General features: G+C 47.1%; 10 protein-coding genes. 4 read left to right on the top strand and 6 right to left on the bottom strand.

Annotation, left to right across the window (positions count from 1 at the left end; genetic code table 11):
* Positions 1-12: 12 nt before the first annotated feature.
* On the bottom strand, positions 13-1590 hold the full coding sequence (locus OW255_RS16805) for an extracellular solute-binding protein (protein ID WP_024838809.1): 1578 nt from the start codon (positions 1588-1590) through the stop codon (positions 13-15).
* A gap of 328 nt (positions 1591-1918) precedes the next feature.
* Between OW255_RS16805 and OW255_RS16810 the strand changes: the two genes are divergently transcribed.
* The 3 genes from OW255_RS16810 to OW255_RS16820 all read left to right on the top strand — a co-directional run bounded on the left by OW255_RS16810 (position 1919) and on the right by OW255_RS16820 (position 6207).
* Positions 1919-4195 (top strand): AraC family transcriptional regulator, encoded by a 2277-nt coding sequence (locus OW255_RS16810; protein ID WP_268114721.1) that lies wholly within the window; start codon positions 1919-1921, stop codon positions 4193-4195.
* Positions 4155-5519, top strand: coding sequence for a serine hydrolase domain-containing protein (locus tag OW255_RS16815; protein ID WP_268114722.1), 1365 nt, complete (start codon positions 4155-4157; stop codon positions 5517-5519). The genes OW255_RS16810 and OW255_RS16815 overlap by 41 nt, the downstream gene beginning before the upstream one ends.
* A 100-nt stretch (positions 5520-5619) precedes the next feature.
* Complete coding sequence (locus OW255_RS16820) at positions 5620-6207, top strand: dihydrofolate reductase family protein (RefSeq protein WP_268114723.1); 588 nt, start codon at positions 5620-5622, stop codon at positions 6205-6207.
* Positions 6208-6276: 69 nt separating this feature from the next.
* Here the strand turns inward: OW255_RS16820 and OW255_RS16825 are convergent, their stop codons facing one another.
* Complete coding sequence (locus OW255_RS16825; RefSeq protein WP_268114724.1) at positions 6277-6681, bottom strand: hypothetical protein; 405 nt, start codon at positions 6679-6681, stop codon at positions 6277-6279.
* Between the two features lie 320 nt (positions 6682-7001).
* Between OW255_RS16825 and OW255_RS16830 the strand changes: the two genes are divergently transcribed.
* Entirely contained in the window at positions 7002-7703 is a 702-nt protein-coding gene (locus OW255_RS16830) for an alpha/beta fold hydrolase (RefSeq protein WP_268114725.1), read from the top strand.
* Positions 7704-7913: 210 nt separating this feature from the next.
* Here the strand turns inward: OW255_RS16830 and OW255_RS16835 are convergent, their stop codons facing one another.
* The 4 genes from OW255_RS16835 to OW255_RS16850 all read right to left on the bottom strand — a co-directional run bounded on the left by OW255_RS16835 (position 7914) and on the right by OW255_RS16850 (position 19776).
* On the bottom strand, positions 7914-11504 hold the full coding sequence (locus OW255_RS16835) for a beta strand repeat-containing protein (protein WP_268114726.1): 3591 nt from the start codon (positions 11502-11504) through the stop codon (positions 7914-7916).
* 930 nt (positions 11505-12434) lie between these two features.
* Positions 12435-17360 carry a beta strand repeat-containing protein gene (locus tag OW255_RS16840; protein ID WP_268114728.1) on the bottom strand — a complete coding sequence of 1642 codons (4926 nt, stop codon included), beginning with the start codon at positions 17358-17360 and terminating at the stop codon, positions 12435-12437.
* Between the two features lie 412 nt (positions 17361-17772).
* Positions 17773-18912 (bottom strand): hypothetical protein, encoded by a 1140-nt coding sequence (locus OW255_RS16845; RefSeq protein WP_268114729.1) that lies wholly within the window; start codon positions 18910-18912, stop codon positions 17773-17775.
* A gap of 87 nt (positions 18913-18999) precedes the next feature.
* Positions 19000-19776 (bottom strand): C39 family peptidase, encoded by a 777-nt coding sequence (locus OW255_RS16850; RefSeq protein ID WP_024835128.1) that lies wholly within the window; start codon positions 19774-19776, stop codon positions 19000-19002.
* Positions 19777-19808: the final 32 nt, after the last annotated feature.

Here is a 19808-nt window from a genome sequence, read left to right on the forward strand (position 1 = left end):
ACCTTCCTAAACCTATTTTGCAGATGCCTTTTCATTTAAAGAATCTACAATCAATTTTGACCATTTTGCTCCGCCTTCGCTCTCAAAGCGCTTGTAAGCCTCTTCTATGGAAGTTCCCTGAACAACAACGTCTGCAATAATGGAATTCTTCAGTGTAGTTAAATCTCCGTTATAGGTTGCCATTGCATCGCTGGACGGAACAATGATATCCTGACGGCAGTTTTCATTGAAAATAAGCTGCGATTCTTTTGCACTTTCTGCAACAGTATCTTTTCCTGGATCGCCATCCCATTTTACGATGGAAAGCATTGGATCAATGTGCTGTTTTGTATACTGTGTACCTGGCTGCTCCAGACTTTCTCTCTGGTGGAATTCGCCTTCTTTGTATGGTTTATCAAGAATGGTTTCCGCTTTCTTAGACCAATGTACATCTTCCACTCCATAGCTCCAGAGTGTTTCCATCTCCCCACCATCTAACATGGATTCAATGAAATATTTGTAAACGCCTTCTGGATTCTCACAGGAAGATGTGATACTCCATACAGGAGCTGTTCTTTCTACATAAGAACCAAGTTCTTTAATTGGCTTTAATGGGATTAGCTCACCGTCTCTTCCATTGGCCTCTAAGTTGTTCTTTAAGTTTGTAGCCCATGTTCCTGCCCAGTAGGTAAATACACCAAACTTATCCTCGTAAAACTTATTACGGCAGTCCTTCGTTCCATTTGTTAACGTTTCTTTATCAATATAACCGGCTGCATAAGCTTCTCTTAATCTTGTCAACGCGGATTTAAAGCTATCCTCTGTAAATCCATCAAACCATTTGCCATCTGCTCCTAGCTCAAAGGATGGGTAAGCATCCTGATAGAACTCAGGCAGGTAATTGGTGAATGGAGCTTCCTGTCCGATAAAGCCAGCTGCTGATACTCCATATGTATCTCCGTTTACACCATTTCCATCTGGGTCGCCTTCAGTAAATGCCTTTAACATGTTGAGATACTCTTCATAAGTTTCAGGCGCTTCTAACCCTACGTTATCCAGCCATTTCTTCTTAACATAAGTGATACAACCATTACCTCTTGTTACAGGTAAACCATAAAGCTTACCGTCTATTTTCATATTATCAATTACTTCTTCACCAGTAACACGTCCGGAAGCCTTTAATTCTGAATTGTTCCAGGTGTCTGTCATATCCCAGAGTGCACCCTCCTGGGCATACCCTGTATAATAGGAAGAAGAAAGTAAAATTGCATCAGGCCAGTTCTCTGGTCCGGAAGCAAATGTCTGCCCCATTACATCGAAATAAGCGTCGTGGTCTGGCTGAATAATCTCTAAATCGATTCCGGTAAGTTCCTCCCACCGTTTTTCAAACGCATCTCTGTTGTTTGCTTTTGTGGTTACGGTGCCGTTTACCATAATAGTAATCTTCTCCGGCTTTTTCACTTCACTTTTTGCTGTTGTCTCTCCAGTAGCGGCACCGGATTCAGCATTTGACTCTGCAGTTGTCTTAGAACTTGAGGAACAGCCGCTGAGTGCTACTGATGCAGCCATCGTTACAGCCATACCAGCCGCAAACATTTTTTTAACTCTCATTTAGAACCTCCCAATATTTAGTATTTTGTTGCACGTCTCTGACGCAGAGCCATCATATCATTTGTAAGGTCCTGTGACAACGCACACTTTTTAATATCGTTGTTCATTTTTCTCTTATATGGATTTTATCCATTTATTTTGTTATGCACTTTTTATATTGTTTTTTTCATCTACAACCCGCTTTTATTAAAAATACACGAAAAATGGGCATTTTCTATGGGTACATTATTTACTATCAGTGTACAGTTTTTAAACTGTTGCGCCATTTGATTGATTTTAAATCAGTTTCATAATATAATTTGCTTATATGAATTAAGGAATGGTGCTTATGAAAAATCATAACAAACACAACCAGGATATCCCACTAAAAAACCAGCTGATACTTTCCTATACCATCATTCTGGCAATCATCCTCATCATTGGAGTCATGCTATATTACATATCCTATGGACAGGTAAAGAATGGAATCAATCAGCAAAACCGCCTCTCACTGTCAGCATCTGTTACTCAGCTTGACAGTACCATGGAATTGATGAACGTAGCGGTGAAACAGGTCTCCACCAACCGGTCATTTAACAATTTATCTCATCTGTCCGGGGATGAGGACAATGATTTTTATTATCTGGGCTATCAGACCCAGCTCAGCTTAAAATCGGTTACTCCAGTGGAGGTGCTGCTACCTATCAGCAACTCTTTTATTTTCATGGAAAAATCCGGCTATATAGTCTCATCCACCACATTTTCTGACTTTGATTTTTTTATTGCTAACAATGCAAAATACCGTCTTGAGCCGGAATCATTTTCCAAAGCCCTGTTAAGCGATAAATATTGGAACCGCTTCACTCCCATGACGGATTTTGAAGGGAATTCCAAGAACTTTCTCTATGTTTATCCTTTACTCAATCCGGTTCGTTCCGAGACAAAGCCTACTAATGTATTGTGTTATTTATTTGACTATGATCTTGTTACAGAGTTTTTCTCCGGTATCAATTTATATGGAGACGGCTATCTGACGGCATACGATAAAAATGGATCCCAGATGTTCCTATTATCTGACGGTGCAACCGCTGCCAGCTATGATACACTGAAAGAGCTGGATTATGAGAAACAGATCTCCCATCTGATTTCTAAGGAAAGCCTCCAGGAAATGCTAGTGACTTCTGTTTCTTCTAATTATAATAACTGGACCTACTATCTGGTGCAGCCGGAGAATAAGGCGTATTATTCCATAACGCCTTATCAGCGCTTTTTTACTGCCATTACCATCGCTTCCTTTATCATTGGCGGTATCCTGTCCGTTATTTTTTCCTCTTTTGGAAGCCGGCATCTGACCCAGATGTACAATGAACTGGTATTAAAAGAATCCGTGGCCTCCTCTCTAAACCTTATCGTAGAAAAACAGAAGCCAATGGTCATTGAATCCTACATGAGGCGCATTATGGAAGGAAGCATTACCACCAATGAGGAGAAGGAATACATTATCAATGAGCTTCACTTAGAACAGCCAGAAGTGAAATACCATGTGCTTTATACTGAGGTATCTCCTTCTGAATCGGGAAGCATTCACTCCAGTGATATGGAACTCCTGATCCAGAATTATGACACCCTTGTGCGGGAGGCCCTTTGCCGCTACTATCCGGATACAGGATATATTTACAAGCCCTCGGACCGTGTGTTTGCCATATTGATTTCTTCAGACAAATCCGTTCCCTATGAAACCATTGCAGGAAAGAATAAAGAAACCTTTATAGAGCTTCACAATGAGCTGCTGGAGAAATACGGCATCTGGATTCAGGGAGGCTTTGGAGACAGAAACAGTATGATTTCCTATACCTGGAAGTCATATCAGCAGGCAAAGGAAACAAAATCCATCACCACCAAGGAGCAATATGTCCTAAGCTGTGACATCAACCAATCCAATGATGTTTATTACTATCCGGAAAGTCTTTCCGTCCAGCTCAGTGGATTTATCTCCAGCGGCAACAAGGATCAGGTTCAGGAGTTGTTTAAGCTCATACGAAATGAAAACACAAAAAAGAAAAACTTATCCTATACCCAGAAGGGATGGCTGGTATCAGATGTGCGGGCAACGGTATTTAAAAAACGGCACAACCTTCTTACGGCAGGGATGCCCCAGGAAAAGTTACAGCTATTGGATATCATTGACAAGCAATTTGAAGGGGAAATGAGCTTAAGCATGTTAGAGACCATTGCCCTGGAGCTTTGCGATGTGTGTCGTTCCGAGGGCAACGAGCTGATTTTAAGTATTCAGGAATACATCAACAGCAATTACCATGACCCGGATCTATGCCTGACAAAGATTTCTGATGAATTTGGAATTTCAGAAAATTATTTCAGCTATCTCTTTAAAAAAGAGGTATCGGAGAATTTCTCCATTTATTTAGAGCGGCTTCGAATGGCTAAAGCAAAGGAGATCATCACAGAATCCGATGCCGGCCTGTCTACCTTATATCAATACATAGGTTATAACAATGCGGCCTCCTTCCGCCGTGCATTTAAGAAAAATTTTGGTGTATCACCAAAGGAAATGAGGGATAACGTCAATGCAAAACAACATGGAAACCACCCTGAAAAAAATGTCTGAAGAGATATGGAACAGCCTCTTAAAAAGCGAGCTTCCCATTCACAGCTTTCTCATGGACTGGAATGGACAGCTGATAAAGGAAGCCTATCAGGCTCCCTATGAAAAAGAAGATTACCACCGCATGTTCTCCATTACCAAAAGTCTTACTTCCATAGCCATTGGATTTCTCCTTGATGATGGAAAGATCACTCTGGAGGACAAAATCACCGATTATTTTCCGGAATACTGCTTATCAGGAAACACTCATCCCTGGTTGCAGAACATGACCATACGCCATATGCTTACCATGGAAACCTGCCATTCTTCTACTACATATAAAAGAAGCAGGGAGAATCACTGGGTAGAAAGCTTTTTTATTACCCCTCCCTCCCACCGCAGCGGCCAGATTTTCCTATACGATACTTCAGCCAGCCACACTCTGGCGGCTCTTGTTACGAAGCTGACGGGTTATAGCCTCTTAGAATATTTAAGAGAAAAGTGTCTGGATAAAATCGGCTTTTCCAAAGAAGCTTATATCATAAAGGACCCTTTTGGCTGTGATATGGGTGGCTCTGGCCTTATGGCCCTACCTTTGGATCTTATAAAGCTTGGCCGGTATTGTATGGATACCATTCATAAGGGGGAGGGGACTTTTGCCGATTACTTAAGGGAAGCGGTTTCCCTTCAGGTCCCTACCCTTCACTTTGGACAGACCTTGGAAGAACAGCTGGGATATGGCTATCAGTTTTGGCGCATCCGCAATGGCTTTGCTATGTATGGACTGGGAGGACAGTATGTCCTTTTCTACCCGGAACAGAATCTGGTGTTTGCTGTAACGGCTGATACGCAAAACATCAAAGGCGGAAACCAGACTATACTGAATGTGATTGGGAATAATGTTAGAAACCTGGAACCAATAAAGACAGATATGGGAACTCTTACAAATAAGCCAGAACAGGAATCAAGATATCTGCCGCCTAAGGAGTGGAACAGCTCCTACCGACTTTTGGAAAATGAGAAGGAATTTGAGACATTGACTCTTTCTTTTAACCAGTCCGAAGGCCTGCTCATTCTATCCAGCGCTATAAACAGCTTTTCTATCCCATTTTCTTTTACAGAGCTTAAAGTAAGTACTTTGCAAGGATATGATGAAAGGATTGCTGTCAAAGCGGCCTGGGCTGACAGTCATACTTTGTACCTGCCTATACAGATTGTAGGGGAAAGTGTTGGCTCGATTCACATGATGCTTCGTCTCTCAGAAGAAAATATCACTGTCTTTATGAGAAAAGCAGAGGAATCTCTTTTTACTGAATTTCAGGGATTTTTAGAGGGAACAATTATTTAAGTTTCGTTGACTTGAAATAGAATTACTTTAATGCAGCATTCTAAGATATTATGTCTCAATTATAGTTTTTAAGGGCTACTATTAAGAAGGAAGAAGGGCCATGTCAAACAACGTAAAGCAGAGAAGAATCATTTTAGATTTAGCAATTACTTTAGATGGCTTTATAGAAGGAAAAAATGGTGAAGTTGATTGGTGCGTTATGGATCCTGATATGGGATTCACTCAATTTCTGAATGAAATTGACACCATTTTATATGGTAGAAAAAGTTACGACTTATGGGGACAATACATTCCCAAAGAGGAAGACTCTGAGGAAGAAAAAGAAATTTGGAAATTGGTTCATAGTAAAGAGAAATATGTTTTTTCCAGAACTCAGACAAATACTGACAATCAAGCAATATTTATCAATGAAAATATTCTTGAAGAAGTAAACAAATTGAAGAATCAGCCTGGTAAAGACATTTGGCTGTATGGAGGATCAAGTCTCATTACAACTTTTATAAATTCAGGACTTGTGGATGAATTTAGGTTATCTGTTCACCCCATAGTTTTGGGAGAAGGAAAACCGTTGTTTGTTGATATAAAACAGAGAATGAATTTAAACATGGTTAATATCAGAAAATTTTCCTCTGGTGTTGTACAACTAATCTATCATTGGAATGGGAATGAATTCTTAACAGAACCATAAATAAAAGGAAGCCATTGGATCGATGTCCGATGGCTTCCCTCTTTTCTATCCATAATCCGGGAAATGGTCTTATTCCACCCCGCCTGCATTTGCCATGTTTCTTGTATGCAGTACGCCCCCTTCAATAATAAAAAGCCCGCTTTTACTTCTCATAACGGAGTAATACTCTTCTTCCCCATGGGACAGGCCGTAGACGATTTGAACGGTCCTCCAATTGCTCCTGTAAATATTCCCTACTTTTGTAATCTCCGGTATTTCCTTCGTTCGGCTTACCTCCACCATATTTTTATTACCCACCATGTTTACATAATTGTACCTTGTAATTGTGATGGATAACATAAGCCCCATGGCCAGAAATCCAAATAATCCCGTTAGCATAATCCATTCTTTCCCAATAAAAAATAGGACGAATAATAGAATCATAATGATAATATATATGATTCCAAAAGCTGTAATTCCCACTATATTTGTCATATCTCCCACCCCTATATTCCATCTGTCTCTTTTGTGTTGTCAAACGAAATGAATATACTTTATTACTTAACCCTACACCTCTTTTCTCCTGCTAAAATCATACCATAATATTAATAAAATTAACATATAAATCCTTGGTTTTTTCCTAAATTTTTACAGTTTTTGAGTTGTTTTTTTACCGAAAAATTTGATCTGAGCAAACAGATTCTGTCTCTCAGTTACTACATCATGGATTCTTATTTTGACTTATGTTACTATTATGAAAATACGTTATAATAAGAATATGTTGAAAACCACCTGTTGAGAAAGGATTGATTGTTATGAAAAAAAAGCTGAAAGCAATTCTCCTAATTCTGTCCGCCATAATGATAACGCTTATCATTATGTTTTATCTATATGTATCGGATTATTATAGAGCTGACACTGTCGCTGTGGAGGCTTTAAATCAGGATTTGATAAATAATAAAGCGTTTATTAAAAATGATCTCATTATAATACCTTCCAGAACTGAGTCTGATTCCGCACTCATTTTTTACCCCGGAGGAAAAGTGGAGGCGTCAGCATACTATCCCCTTCTCTCCCGGTTTGCAGATAATGGTATTACTTGCGTCTTAGTTAAAATGCCATTTCATCTCGCTTTCTTTGATTACTCTGCCGCGGACAGAGTCTATGATACCCTGCCAGACATTAAAAACTGGTATATCGGCGGCCATTCCCTTGGTGGAGCCATGGCAAGCAAATACATGTCTGAGCATCCAGGGAAATTAAAGGGACTTATTCTGCTTGGAGCTTATGTTTATGGGGATGTTCCATCATCTAAGGCATTGACCATCTATGGAACGAAAGACGGTGTCTTAAGCAAGGAGAAAATCAAAGAATCTGACCTCCAGCTTCCTTTGACGGGAGGAAATCATGCCAACTTTGGCAATTACGGAAATCAAAAAGGGGATGAGGACGCGGATATCAGCAGAGAATTACAACAGGAGAAAACGGTAAAGGCTGTGGAGGAGTTTATCGAGTAGATGATTAATAAAACTTTCTTTACTGGTAATTGATTATGATTTTATTATCAGCACATACGGCACGTTCACTAACTAATTAACCGCCAGCCCCAATCTTGGTAATGTCGATTGGGGCAAGGCGGTTTTATTGTTTGTATATTACAAATTCCGTTTATAAAAATACATGCTTAGCATATAGTTTTTTAGTTTGAAAGGTTCATCTTTGGCTGCTTAATTTAGCTGTATAATCTGAATCTGAGCATTCTTGTTTGCACCAAATTCTACAGTTCCTCCTGCAGTACTGTTAACCGCCAGGGTCAGCACATCGCCAGTATTCAATGGTACGATTGAACTACCAGTAATTGTCTTAGCTTCTGTAGAAACTGTAGTACCTATCAATAAGGACGGCTCCGTAAAGACACCGTTAACCTGAACGCCAACATTGAGATCAAAGTCTCCTGTGGTTGACAATAACGATACCATAAATTCTACAAAATAATTACCTGATTCAGTTACTGTTATACTATTAGCACTTGGTGCCATCCTGCTTGTTGACGTTGAGCTAGATAAAGCAACAGGTTCCGTATCTCCAGCGCTGATTGGTATTGTTTGTGCAGTATTGTTAAATGCACCACCAAATGCCAAAGCTGCTACAGGACCTGTATCTCCTGTCGGACCGGTCGGGCCGGTGGCTCCGGTTGGGCCGGTTGGGCCGGTATCTCCCGTTGGGCCGGTGGGGCCGGTGGCTCCCGTTGGGCCGGTTGGGCCGGTATCTCCCGTTGGGCCTGTGGGGCCGGTGGCTCCCGTTGGGCCGGTTGGGCCTGTGTCTCCCGTTGGGCCGGTTGGGCCGGTATCTCCGGTCGGGCCGGTGGCTCCTGTGTCACCTGTTGGACCTGTCGCTCCTGTATCCCCTGTTGGGCCGGTTGGGCCGGTATCTCCGGTCGGGCCGGTTGGGCCGGTATCTCCCGTTGGGCCGGTGGCTCCTGTATCACCTGTTGGACCTGTCGCTCCTGTATCTCCTGTTGGGCCGGTTGGGCCGGTATCACCTGTTGGGCCGGTTGGGCCGGTATCTCCCGTTGGGCCGGTTGGGCCGGTATCTCCCGTTGGGCCGGTTGGGCCGGTATCTCCCGTTGGGCCGGTTGGGCCGGTATCTCCCGTTGGGCCTGTGGCTCCTGTGTCACCTGTTGGACCTGTCGCTCCTGTATCTCCTGTTGGGCCGGTATCCCCTGTCGGGCCGGTTGGGCCGGTGGCTCCGGTCGGGCCGGTTGGGCCGGTATCTCCGGTCGGGCCGGTTGGGCCGGTATCTCCCGTTGGGCCGGTGGCTCCTGTGTCACCTGTTGGACCGGTCGCTCCTGTATCTCCTGTTGGGCCGGTTGGGCCAGTATCCCCTGTTGGGCCGGTTGGGCCAGTATCACCTGTTGGGCCGGTTGGGCCGGTATCTCCGGTCGGGCCGGTTGGACCGGTATCTCCCGTTGGGCCTGTGGCTCCTGTGTCACCTGTTGGACCGGTCGCTCCTGTATCTCCTGTTGGGCCGGTTGGACCAGTATCTCCGGTCGGGCCGGTGGCTCCCGTTGGGCCAGTTAGACCGGTATCTCCCGTTGGGCCGGTTGGACCGGTATCTCCGGTCGGGCCGGTTGGGCCAGTATCTCCGGTCGGGCCGGTTGGACCTGTATCTCCCGTTGGGCCGGTGGCTCCTGTGTCACCTGTTGGACCTGTCGCTCCTGTATCTCCTGTTGGGCCGGTTGGACCGGTATCTCCCGTTGGGCCGGTGGCTCCCGTTGGGCCAGTTAGACCGGTATCTCCCGTTGGGCCGGTTGGACCGGTATCTCCGGTCGGGCCGGTGGCTCCTGTGTCACCTGTCGGACCAGTTGGACCGGTATCTCCCGTTGGACCGGTTGGACCTGTAGCTCCTGTTGGACCGGTATCTCCCGTTGGACCGGTTGGACCTGTGTCACTCGTTGGGCCGGTCGGACCTGTAGCTCCTGTCGGACCCGTTGGGCCGGTATCGCCGGTTGGACCGGTTGGTCCAGAGTCTCCCGTTGGACCGGTCGCTCCTGTATCTCCCGTTGGACCGGTTGAGCCAGTATCCCCCGTTGGGCCGGTTGCTCCTGTGTCTCCCGTTGGACCGGTTGCTCCCGTATCTCCCGTTGGGCCGGTCGCTCCCGTATCTCCTGTTGGGCCGGTCGCTCCTGTATCTCCCGTTGGGCCGGTCGCTCCCGTATCTCCTGTTGGGCCGGTCGCTCCCGTATCTCCTGTTGGACCTGTATCTCCACTACTTGGCCCGGTTGGACCAGTTGCTCCCGTATCTCCCGTTGGGCCAGTTGCTCCCGTATCTCCCGTTGGGCCAGTTGCTCCCGTATCTCCCGTTGGGCCTGTTGCTCCCGTATCTCCCGTTGGACCAGTTGCTCCTGTATCTCCCGTTGGGCCTGTTGCTCCCGTATCTCCCGTTGGGCCTGTTGCTCCCGTATCTCCCGTTGGACCAGTTGCTCCTGTATCTCCCGTTGGGCCTGTTGCTCCCGTATCTCCCGTTGGGCCTGTTGCTCCCGTATCTCCCGTTGGGCCAGTTGCTCCTGTATCTCCCGTCGGACCTGTTGCTCCTGTATCTCCCGTTGGGCCGGTCGCTCCTGTATCTCCCGTTGGGCCCGTAGCTCCCGTATCTCCCGTTGGACCTGTTGCTCCTGTGTCTCCCGTTGGACCCGTAGCTCCCGTATCTCCCGTTGGGCCGGTCGCTCCTGTGTCTCCCGTTGGACCTGTTGCTCCTGTGTCTCCCGTTGGACCTGTAGCTCCTGTATCTCCCGTTGGACCGGTTGCTCCTGTATCTCCCGTTGGACCCGTAGCTCCTGTGTCTCCCGTTGGACCCGTAGCTCCTGTGTCTCCCGTTGGACCCGTAGCTCCTGTGTCTCCCGTTGGACCTGTAGCTCCCGTATCTCCCGTTGGACCCGTAGCTCCCGTATCTCCCGTTGGACCCGTAGCTCCCGTATCTCCGGTCGGACCTGTAGCTCCTGTATCTCCCGTTGGACCTGTTGCTCCTGTGTCTCCTGTTGGACCAGCAGCGCCCGTATCTCCCGTTGGGCCCGTAGCTCCTGTGTCTCCCGTTGGACCCGTAGCTCCTGTGTCTCCGGTCGGACCTGTAGCTCCTGTATCTCCCGTTGGGCCTGTTGCTCCTGTGGCTCCTGTTGGACCCGTCGCTCCCGTATCTCCCGTAGCTCCTGTATCTCCAGTTGGGCCGGTCGCTCCCGTGGCTCCGGTTGGACCTGTTACTCCCGTATCTCCCGTTGGGCCTGTAGCTCCTGTTGGGCCTGTAGCTCCCGTGGCTCCCGTTGGACCTGTAGCTCCTGCTGGGCCTGTAGCTCCCGTGGCTCCCGTTGGACCTGTTGCTCCTGTTGGGCCAGTCGGACCTGTTGATCCGTCACCAGTAATATCATCCTCAACAATGACAAGAGTAGCCGTTAATGGAACGGTAACTGCATAGAATACTTCGTCAGTGCTGGCATTAATTAAAGATAAGGTCTGTGGTGCAGTGGTGATTTCTATAACTCCAAAACCAACTACTTCTCCTGTTTTAATCGGAGAATTACCTTCCAGTAAGTCTCCTTGGGAAGAAGCTAACGCAAATACCACTCCATTTGTCGATTGAGTAGATTGTGTTGCAACCCACCAGTTTATTACATATCTCCCTGGTTCATTAAATGTTATAACACCTGTTGCAGTATTGTAGCTAATATTTCCTGACAAAAAAACAATGTTTTCGAAAATCACATTAGCATTAGCAGCTACTGTACCAGCTGAAACACGTTCTATTTGTAATGCTATATTGCTCATAGAGAATGTTCTCCTTTCTATGTCAAACGGTAAAAAAATGCATGAGCATAAAAAGCTCACTACACTACTATAGTATGATAATAAAATGACTTGTTTCATAATTATATAGATGGCCCTTTGACACAAGATTAGAAGGAATAGCTTTCAAAAATTTAATTTATTATTTAAATATATACTTAATTAATCTTTCCTGTATTATTAAAACATCAGTAATATAACTGAAGTAATTGTCTTTATAATTACGAAAAGATGCTGCTCAATTTTTTATCTAGGATTGATTTTGCTTTTTAATATTATGTAAAATAGAAAGAGAACCATATATTTATCACTAAATTAGTGTATGATTTACTTTGTACATCTCTTAAAACAAAACTATATTAATATATCATTTTTATGATATAGATATTGCTATATAAAATAAACATTCATAAGAATGAAGAATAATTCTTAACGCAACCCGAAATAAGAAGGATAACATAGAATTGATTTCCGATGACCTCCTTCTTTCTTCTCTCTTACCTTCTGCCCTCAAGAAATAAAAGTGCATAGGAATTAGTATATTTGTTGACATCTACACTTAGTGAGGCCATGTCTAGCAAATATATGTCTAATCAACCAGGAAAATTAAAAGGTACTTCTTCTTAGGACTTATCTTTATGAGGAGGTACGTGTATCGAACAAAAAATCCCGACATCCAGTTCCTTATAATTAAGGGGATTTATCTCTTCTTTGGAAGTTATGCTAATCAAAACGGCGATGAGAACTCAGATATCAGAAGAGTGAAACAGTATGAAAAACAGCAACGACTATGAAAGTGTTTGTTCTATAATTAAAAATTAAATACTACTTCGTAAAAAAACAGAAATTTAGCAAAAAAAAGATTTACCCCAAAGACAGCCTCGAAATCTCAAGGCTGCCTTTGATTAAAGTCTAGAAAATGAGCAAGTTAATATTTCGAACAGAAGCTGTTCCAGATGTCACATTTGTTGCGGCTGTTGTTATAACACGAATTTCATAAGTGGTAGTGGCCGTCGCCGGAGCAGTATCTACAAAAGTATCTGACAATGTAAAAGACTGAGTACCCGCTCCTGAACCGCTTCGATTAAGAGGGCGTGATTCAATTAATACCCCATTACGATACAATCTAGATTCAGCACTAAGGCTGTAGTTAGCTGTAGTAGCATATGACAAGCTATTTGCGGAATCTACCTTCACTCGATTATTCAATACCAAAGCCGCAGAAACGGTTGATACACTTACTTCTGTATTTAAAGGCGGATAAACAGCAATATTTCCTGCAGTATTACTAAATGCCAATGCTCCTGTGCCATTGGGACCGGTGGCTCCGGTTGGTCCTGTAGAACCCGTAGCTCCTGTTGGTCCGGTTGGACCAGTGGCTCCGGTTGGACCGGTAATTCCTGTTGGACCAGTGCCTCCGGTTGCTCCCGTTGGACCAGTAGGTCCTGTTGGACCAGTAGGTCCTGTTGGACCAGTAATTCCTGTTGGGCCCGTGCCTCCGGTTGCTCCCGTTGGCCCCGTGGCTCCTGTTGGGCCTGTAGGGCCGGTTGGACCGGTGATTCCTGTTGGACCAGTGCCTCCGGTTGCTCCCGTGTCTCCGGTTGGACCCGTCGGGCCGGTTATTCCTGTTGGACCCGTGGCTCCGGTTGGACCCGTCGGGCCGGTTGGACCGGTGATTCCTGTTGGGCCAGTATCTCCCGTTGGACCTGTGGCTCCTGTTGAACCGGTAGGGCCGGTCGAGCCAGTAATTCCTGTTGGGCCAGTATCTCCAGTTGGACCGGTGGCTCCCGTTAGACCTGTTGGGCCGGTAATTCCTGTTGAACCGGTGTCTCCGGTTGCTCCTGTTGGACCAGTAGGGCCCGTTGGACCGGTTATTCCTGTTGGACCCGTGCCTCCTGTTACTCCCGTAGGACCTGTTGGGCCGGTTGGGCCAGTAATTCCTGTTGGGCCCGTGTCTCCAGTTGCTCCTGTTGGACCTGTGGCTCCGGTTGGGCCAGTCGGGCCGGTTGGGCCCGTGTCTCCTGTTGCTCCCATTAGACCCGTTGGACCCGTTGGGCCGGTTATTCCTGTTGGGCCAGTCGGGCCAGTTATTCCTGATGGGCCAGTGTCTCCGGTTGCTCCCGTTGGACCGGTGGCTCCCATTAGACCTGTCGGGCCGGTTATTCCTGTTGGACCGGTGGCTCCCGTTAGACCTGTCGGGCCGGTTATTCCTGTTGGACCCGTGGCTCCGGTTGGACCGGTGTCTCCGGTGGCTCCCGTTGGACCGGTTATTCCTGTTGGGCCCGTGTCTCCAGTTGCTCCTGTTGCTCCTGTTGCTCCCGTTGGACCCGTCGCTCCCGTTGGACCTGTAGGGCCCGTTGGGCCAGTAATTCCTGTTGGGCCCGTATCTCCAGTTGCTCCTGTTGGACCTGTAGGGCCCGTCGAGCCAGTAATTCCTGTTGGGCCCGTGTCTCCAGTTACTCCTGTTGGACCTGTGGCTCCCGTTGGACCGGTAATTCCTGTTGGACCGGTGTCTCCGGTTGCTCCCGTTGGACCGGTTGGGCCCGTTGGACCGGTTATTCCTGTTGGGCCCGTGTCTCCAGTTGCTCCTGTTGCTCCCGTTGGCCCCGTCGCTCCCGTTGGACCTGTAGGGCCCGTTGGGCCAGTAATTCCTGTTGGGCCCGTGTCTCCAGTTGCTCCTGTAGCTCCTGTTGCTCCCGTTGGGCCAGTAATTCCTGTTGGGCCCGTATCTCCAGTTGCTCCTGTTGGACCTGTGGCTCCCGTTGGACCGGTAATTCCTGATGGGCCAGTGTCTCCGGTTGCTCCCGTTAGACCCGTTGGACCTGTCGGGCCAGTCGGGCCGGTGTCGCTCGTCGGACCGGTAGGACCGGTGATTCCTGTTGGTCCAGTATCTCCCGTTGGACCTGTGGCTCCTGTTGGACCCGTTGGGCCGGTTATTCCTGTTGGGCCAGTCGGGCCAGTTATTCCTGATGGGCCAGTGTCTCCGGTTGCTCCCGTTGGACCGGTGGCTCCCATTAGACCTGTCGGGCCGGTTATTCCTGTTGGACCGGTGGCTCCCGTTAGACCTGTCGGGCCGGTTATTCCTGTTGGACCGGTGTCTCCGGTTGCTCCCGTTGGACCCGTCGCTCCCGTTGGACCAGTTGGACCGGTAGGGCCGGTTGAGCCAGTAATTCCTGTTGGGCCAGTTGCTCCGGTTGGACCTGTACTTCCCGTTGGACCTGTCACTCCCGTTGGACCAGTTGGGCCAGTCGAGCCGGTCGAGCCGGTCGAGCCAGTAATTCCTGTTGGGCCGGTGCCTCCTGTCGCTCCGGTTGGACCAGTGGATCCTGTTGAACCGGTCGCTCCCGTTGAACCGGTAGGGCCCGTCGGGCCGGTGTCGCTCGTCGGACCGGTAGGACCCGTACTTCCCAATGGACCAGTGGCTCCTGTTGGACCCGTTGGACCGGTGGCTCCTGTTGCTCCGGTTGGACCTGTCGGACCCGTTGGACCGGTAATTCCTGTTGGGCCCGTACCTCCGGTTGTTCCCGTTGGACCAGTCGCTCCCGTTGGACTGGTAGGGCCGGTTGAGCCAGTAATTCCTGTTGGGCCCGTGTCTCCAGTTGCTCCGGTTGGACCTGTGGCTCCAGTTGGACCTGTGGATCCTGTTGGGCCAGTTGGGCCTGTGTCACTCGTTGGGCCTGTGGATCCTGTTGATCCCGTTGGGCCGGTGGGACCAGTGGCTCCTGTATCTCCGGTCGGGCCAGTCGGGCCGGTGTCGCTCGTTGGACCTGTCGGACCGGTGGCTCCGGTCGGGCCAGTTGGGCCGGTTGCTCCTATTGGGCCGGTTGGACCGGTGTCACTCGTTGGGCCTGTGGGACCAGTGGCCCCTGTATTTCCTGTTGGGCCTGTTGGACCGGTTGGGCCGGTGTCGCTCGTTGGACCGGTCGGACCAGTGGCTCCTGTATCTCCGGTTGGGCCGGTTGGGCCGGTGTCACTCGTTGGACCGGTCGGGCCGGTGGCTCCGGTCGGGCCGGTGGGACCAGTGGCTCCTGTATTTCCAGTTGGGCCGGTTGGGCCGGTGTCGCTCGTTGGACCTGTCGGACCAGTGGCTCCTGTATCTCCTGTTGGGCCGGTCAGGCCGGTGGCTCCGGTCGGGCCGGTGGCTCCGGTCGGGCCAGTGGGACCAGTGGCTCCTGTATTTCCAGTTGGGCCGGTTGGGCCGGTGTCGCTCATTGGACCTGTCGGACCAGTGGCTCCTGTATCTCCGGTTGGACCGGTTGGGCCGGTGTCACTCGTTGGACCGGTCGGGCCGGTGGCTCCGGTCGGGCCGGTGGCTCCCGTTGGGCCGGTCGGGCCGGTGTCACTCGTTGGTCCGGTCGGGCCGGTGGCTCCGGTCGGGCCAGTTAGACCGGTAGCTCCCGTTGGGCCGGTAGGGCCAGTGTCACTCGTTGGACCTGTCGGACCAGTGGCTCCGGTCGGACCAGTGGCTCCTGTTGGACCGGTTGGACCTGTGTCACTCGTTGGACCTATCGGACCGGTGGCTCCGGTCGGACCCGTGGCTCCCGTTGGGCCGGTCGGACCGGTATCACTTGTTGGGCCTGTGGCTCCTGTTGCTCCAGTTGGGCCGGTAATTCCTGTTGGGCCCGTGGCTCCGGTTGGACCGGTGGCTCCCGTTAGACCGGTCGGGCCGGTTATTCCTGCTGGACCGGTGGCTCCTGTTACTCCGGTTGGACCCGTGGCTCCCGTTAGACCCGTGGCTCCCGTAGGACCCGTTGGGCCGATTATTCCTGTTGGGCCAGTCGGGCCGGTTATTCCTGTTGGGCCCGTGGCTCCGGTTGGACCGGTGGCTCCCGTTAGACCCGTCGGGCCGGTTATTCCTGTTGGGCCCGTGCCTCCCGTTGCTCCAGTTGGGCCGGTGGGACCAGTGGCCCCTGTATCTCCGATTGGGCCAGTTGGGCCGGTTGGGCCGGTGTCGCTAGTTGGACCTGTCGGACCAGTGGCTCCGGTCGGGCCGGTTGGGCCGGTATCACTCGTTGGACCGGTTGGGCCGGTGGCTCCTGTCGGGCCAGTTAGACCGTTGGCTCCCGTTGGGCCGGTCGGGCCGGTGTCACTCGTTGGGCCGGTCGGGCCGGTGGCTCCTGTTGGACCCGTCGGGCCAGTGGCTCCTGTTGAACCCGTCGGACCGGTTGCCCCCGTTGGGCCAGTGGCTCCTGTCAGGCCGATGGTTCCTGTTGGGCCGGTCGGGCCAGTAGCTCCGGTTGGACCTGTGGTTCCTGTCAGTCCGGTGGCTCCTGTTGGACCCGTCGGGCCGGTGGTTCCTGTTGAACCCGTCGGGCCGGTCGGACCGGTTGCCCCCGTTGGGCCAATGGCTCCGGTTGATCCAGTCGCTCCTGTACTACCCGTCGGACCCGTCGGGCCGGTGGCTCCTGTTGGACCTGTTGATCCTTCACCAGTATTGTCATCTTCAACAATGACAAGTGTAGCAGTTAAGGGAACGGCGACAGCATAGAATACTTCAGCATTGCTGGCGTTAATTAAAGATAAGGTCTGTGGTGCAGAAGTGATTTCTATAACTCCAAAACCAACTACTTCTCCTGTTTTAATTGGAGAATTGCCTTCCAGTAAATCTCCTTGTGATGACGCTAATGCAAACACCACTCCGTTTGTCGCTTGGGTAGATTGGGATGCAACCCACCAGTTTATCACATATCTCCCTGGTTCATTAAATGTTATTTCACCTGTTGCAGTATTGTAGCTAATATTTCCTGACAAAAAAACAATATTTTCGAAAATCACATTAGCATTTACAGCTACTGCACCAGATGAAACACGTTCTATTTGTAATGCTATATTGCTCATTGAGAATGACCTCCTTTCTACCTATTTATCTATAAAAAATATGTGAGCATAGAAAAGCTCACTATAATAACATAATATGATGTTTATGATACTTGTTACGTTAGAAGCCCACATGCCTTTGCACTCCAAAACGAATGAAATAATTACAAAATCCTATGTATTAATTTTTTAAGATCATGGTCTTAGCACTCATTTAACTTTTACTAAATTTCAAATAATAATATTCATACAGATAAGCTATCAAACATTCTCTATCTTTCCTATTTCATTAGTTGCCTTAAAATACAAAAACCTTTTTTTGTTCTATATCACCATTGAATCAAAACCCGCAATTTAATACCAATAAATGAGCCGGAGAGATATCTCCCCGGCTCATTTATTGGTATTAACCATTCAACTATTTTTATCTTTTTCATTGCGCATTATAATTTTTTGATATTAAATATACCTTTTCATTCATATCACTATCCGACTTAGGCTGCTTTACGATTAAAAGATTATCCCCATAGGAAAGCATCACCCGAATATTGGAGGTGTTATTTTCTAAGTCAAATTGTTGCAGCTGTATTTTTCCTGATGCGGTATCAAATCTGTATATTTCATTTGTGTTTCTCTTAAATAAAAATTCATACGAGCCAGGGCCATAAAAATCTCTGACGTATTCAACATCATTTTCATATAAAAGAGCGGGACTGTCTTTATCTAAATCGCAAACTATTGTATTGTTGGAATAATCCGTTATACCAAAATAATGACCAAATACAAAGAATGAACCTATACCACCGGATATATCATATTTCTTTAATATATCCGTTATATCCATCTCACTTATCAGAGTAAAATCTTTGTCATATTTAACAAGAAAGCAATTCATATCTGAATCAGAATTATTTTTCTCTAATGTATATAAATAACGTTCATCACTGGTAATATAAATCATTTGCCGAGATATGTTTTCTTCTTTCAGGTCCTGAGGTTTCCTGCCTGAAATCAAATGAACCTGCTGGGTATTCATGTTACGATCAAACGTTTCCAAAAAAGTTTGAAAAGCTCCGTTTTCTATATAATTTCCTTGGAGAGATACTACTTTCTCATCCAGGCTTGTTAACGGAATCAGCTTTTGGGTATATGTATTTTTTGTTTCTACATACATATTATCTTCAGTGAAATTCACTGCATATAAATGATTTTCCAGGTCTCCTCCCTGATATTCACTTACGTAGAAATAAAGGATATCACCTAGTCGGGTATTGCTTATCCCTTTTAATGCAAAATTATCTATGGTTAAAATCTTTTTATTACTGCCTCCCTTAAAATCGTAAATAAAAAAATCAGCAGTAGAATCCCGTAATTCCATATACAATAGCTTAGTTTCATAAATATCAATATAGGTCCTCAAAGCAGATTTATCAAAGGTCACACTATATGCCTGGGCTTGATTCAATGCACTTTTATTGGAACTTCCATGATCAGTTTGAACATTGCAACCTGATAAGAGTAATACAAAAAGTATGATGAAAGGCAATAGAAATCCTTTTATTTTCCTGATCATATGTTAAAACGCTCCTTCACTATGCTTGGAAAAGACTAACGGGAAATATCCTATTAGTCTTTTCCAAAAAATTGATACTATTTAGATTTAGTACATTAATCCGATATTTACTTTGTTATATGCCTTATAAATAGTAGAAGTGGATTTTGTGTAAGTCCATGATTGACCATTTAATCCTGAACCTGAGTATCCAATCCATGGATCAGCCAATGCAAATGAGGAACGATCACTTTTAGCACCGTATACTGACATAAAATGGCCATTGGTTGAGTAAAGCCAACCATCACTAGAGGAAAAAGTAAGTCCGATAATAGGCGCAGCTTTTGCATTTGCGATACCGCTGTATAAAATCTGACTCATACCAGATGATGATTCGTTGTATCTACCAGTATATTTGTACTTTGACTGCTGCCGATTGATATAAGAGACCATGTCAGCAATATAAGAACCATTAGTCGTTGTTTTACAGCCTTTTGCTATTTCTGACTGATCTGGATTATACCCAAGATAATTTAATGCTGCCTGAACAGTAGCTGGTCCACAATTATAGCTTGTCTTCTGATTGTATACAGTATACCCAGAAAGATAATTCCAGGATGCCGCCGCACGAAGGGAAAGACTTTCATTTAAGATATCTGCCTGTTTGGACTTTACTCCTGATTTATCATTTGGTCTTGCTGGAAGTGCACCTTTGGGGGCAGATAAAGAATCTGAGCTTAAGCTTAATGGACGGCTCTCCACTCCAACGTATACGGCTTTCGCTTCTACATAACTTTTATCAGAAAATTTTTCTCCTGCAAAGGAAATAGTACTGGTTGATAACAACATTGTAACGGTTAAAGACATTAAAAGTAACTTCTTCATAATTTTAATCCTCCATCTTTTATCATTTAGTT

The sequence above is a fragment of the Lacrimispora xylanolytica genome (assembly GCF_026723765.1).
Taxonomy (GTDB): domain Bacteria; phylum Bacillota; class Clostridia; order Lachnospirales; family Lachnospiraceae; genus Lacrimispora; species Lacrimispora xylanolytica.

Coding starts and splice junctions, on each gene's coding strand:
- OW255_RS16805 (WP_024838809.1), bottom strand. CDS start 1,590: ATGAGAGTTAAAAAAATGTTTGCGGCTGGTATGGCTGTAACGATGGCT.
- OW255_RS16810 (WP_268114721.1), top strand. CDS start 1,919: ATGAAAAATCATAACAAACACAACCAGGATATCCCACTAAAAAACCAG.
- OW255_RS16815 (WP_268114722.1), top strand. CDS start 4,155: ATGCAAAACAACATGGAAACCACCCTGAAAAAAATGTCTGAAGAGATA.
- OW255_RS16820 (WP_268114723.1), top strand. CDS start 5,620: ATGTCAAACAACGTAAAGCAGAGAAGAATCATTTTAGATTTAGCAATT.
- OW255_RS16825 (WP_268114724.1), bottom strand. CDS start 6,681: ATGACAAATATAGTGGGAATTACAGCTTTTGGAATCATATATATTATC.
- OW255_RS16830 (WP_268114725.1), top strand. CDS start 7,002: ATGAAAAAAAAGCTGAAAGCAATTCTCCTAATTCTGTCCGCCATAATG.
- OW255_RS16835 (WP_268114726.1), bottom strand. CDS start 11,504: ATGAGCAATATAGCATTACAAATAGAACGTGTTTCAGCTGGTACAGTA.
- OW255_RS16840 (WP_268114728.1), bottom strand. CDS start 17,360: ATGAGCAATATAGCATTACAAATAGAACGTGTTTCATCTGGTGCAGTA.
- OW255_RS16845 (WP_268114729.1), bottom strand. CDS start 18,912: ATGATCAGGAAAATAAAAGGATTTCTATTGCCTTTCATCATACTTTTT.
- OW255_RS16850 (WP_024835128.1), bottom strand. CDS start 19,776: ATGAAGAAGTTACTTTTAATGTCTTTAACCGTTACAATGTTGTTATCA.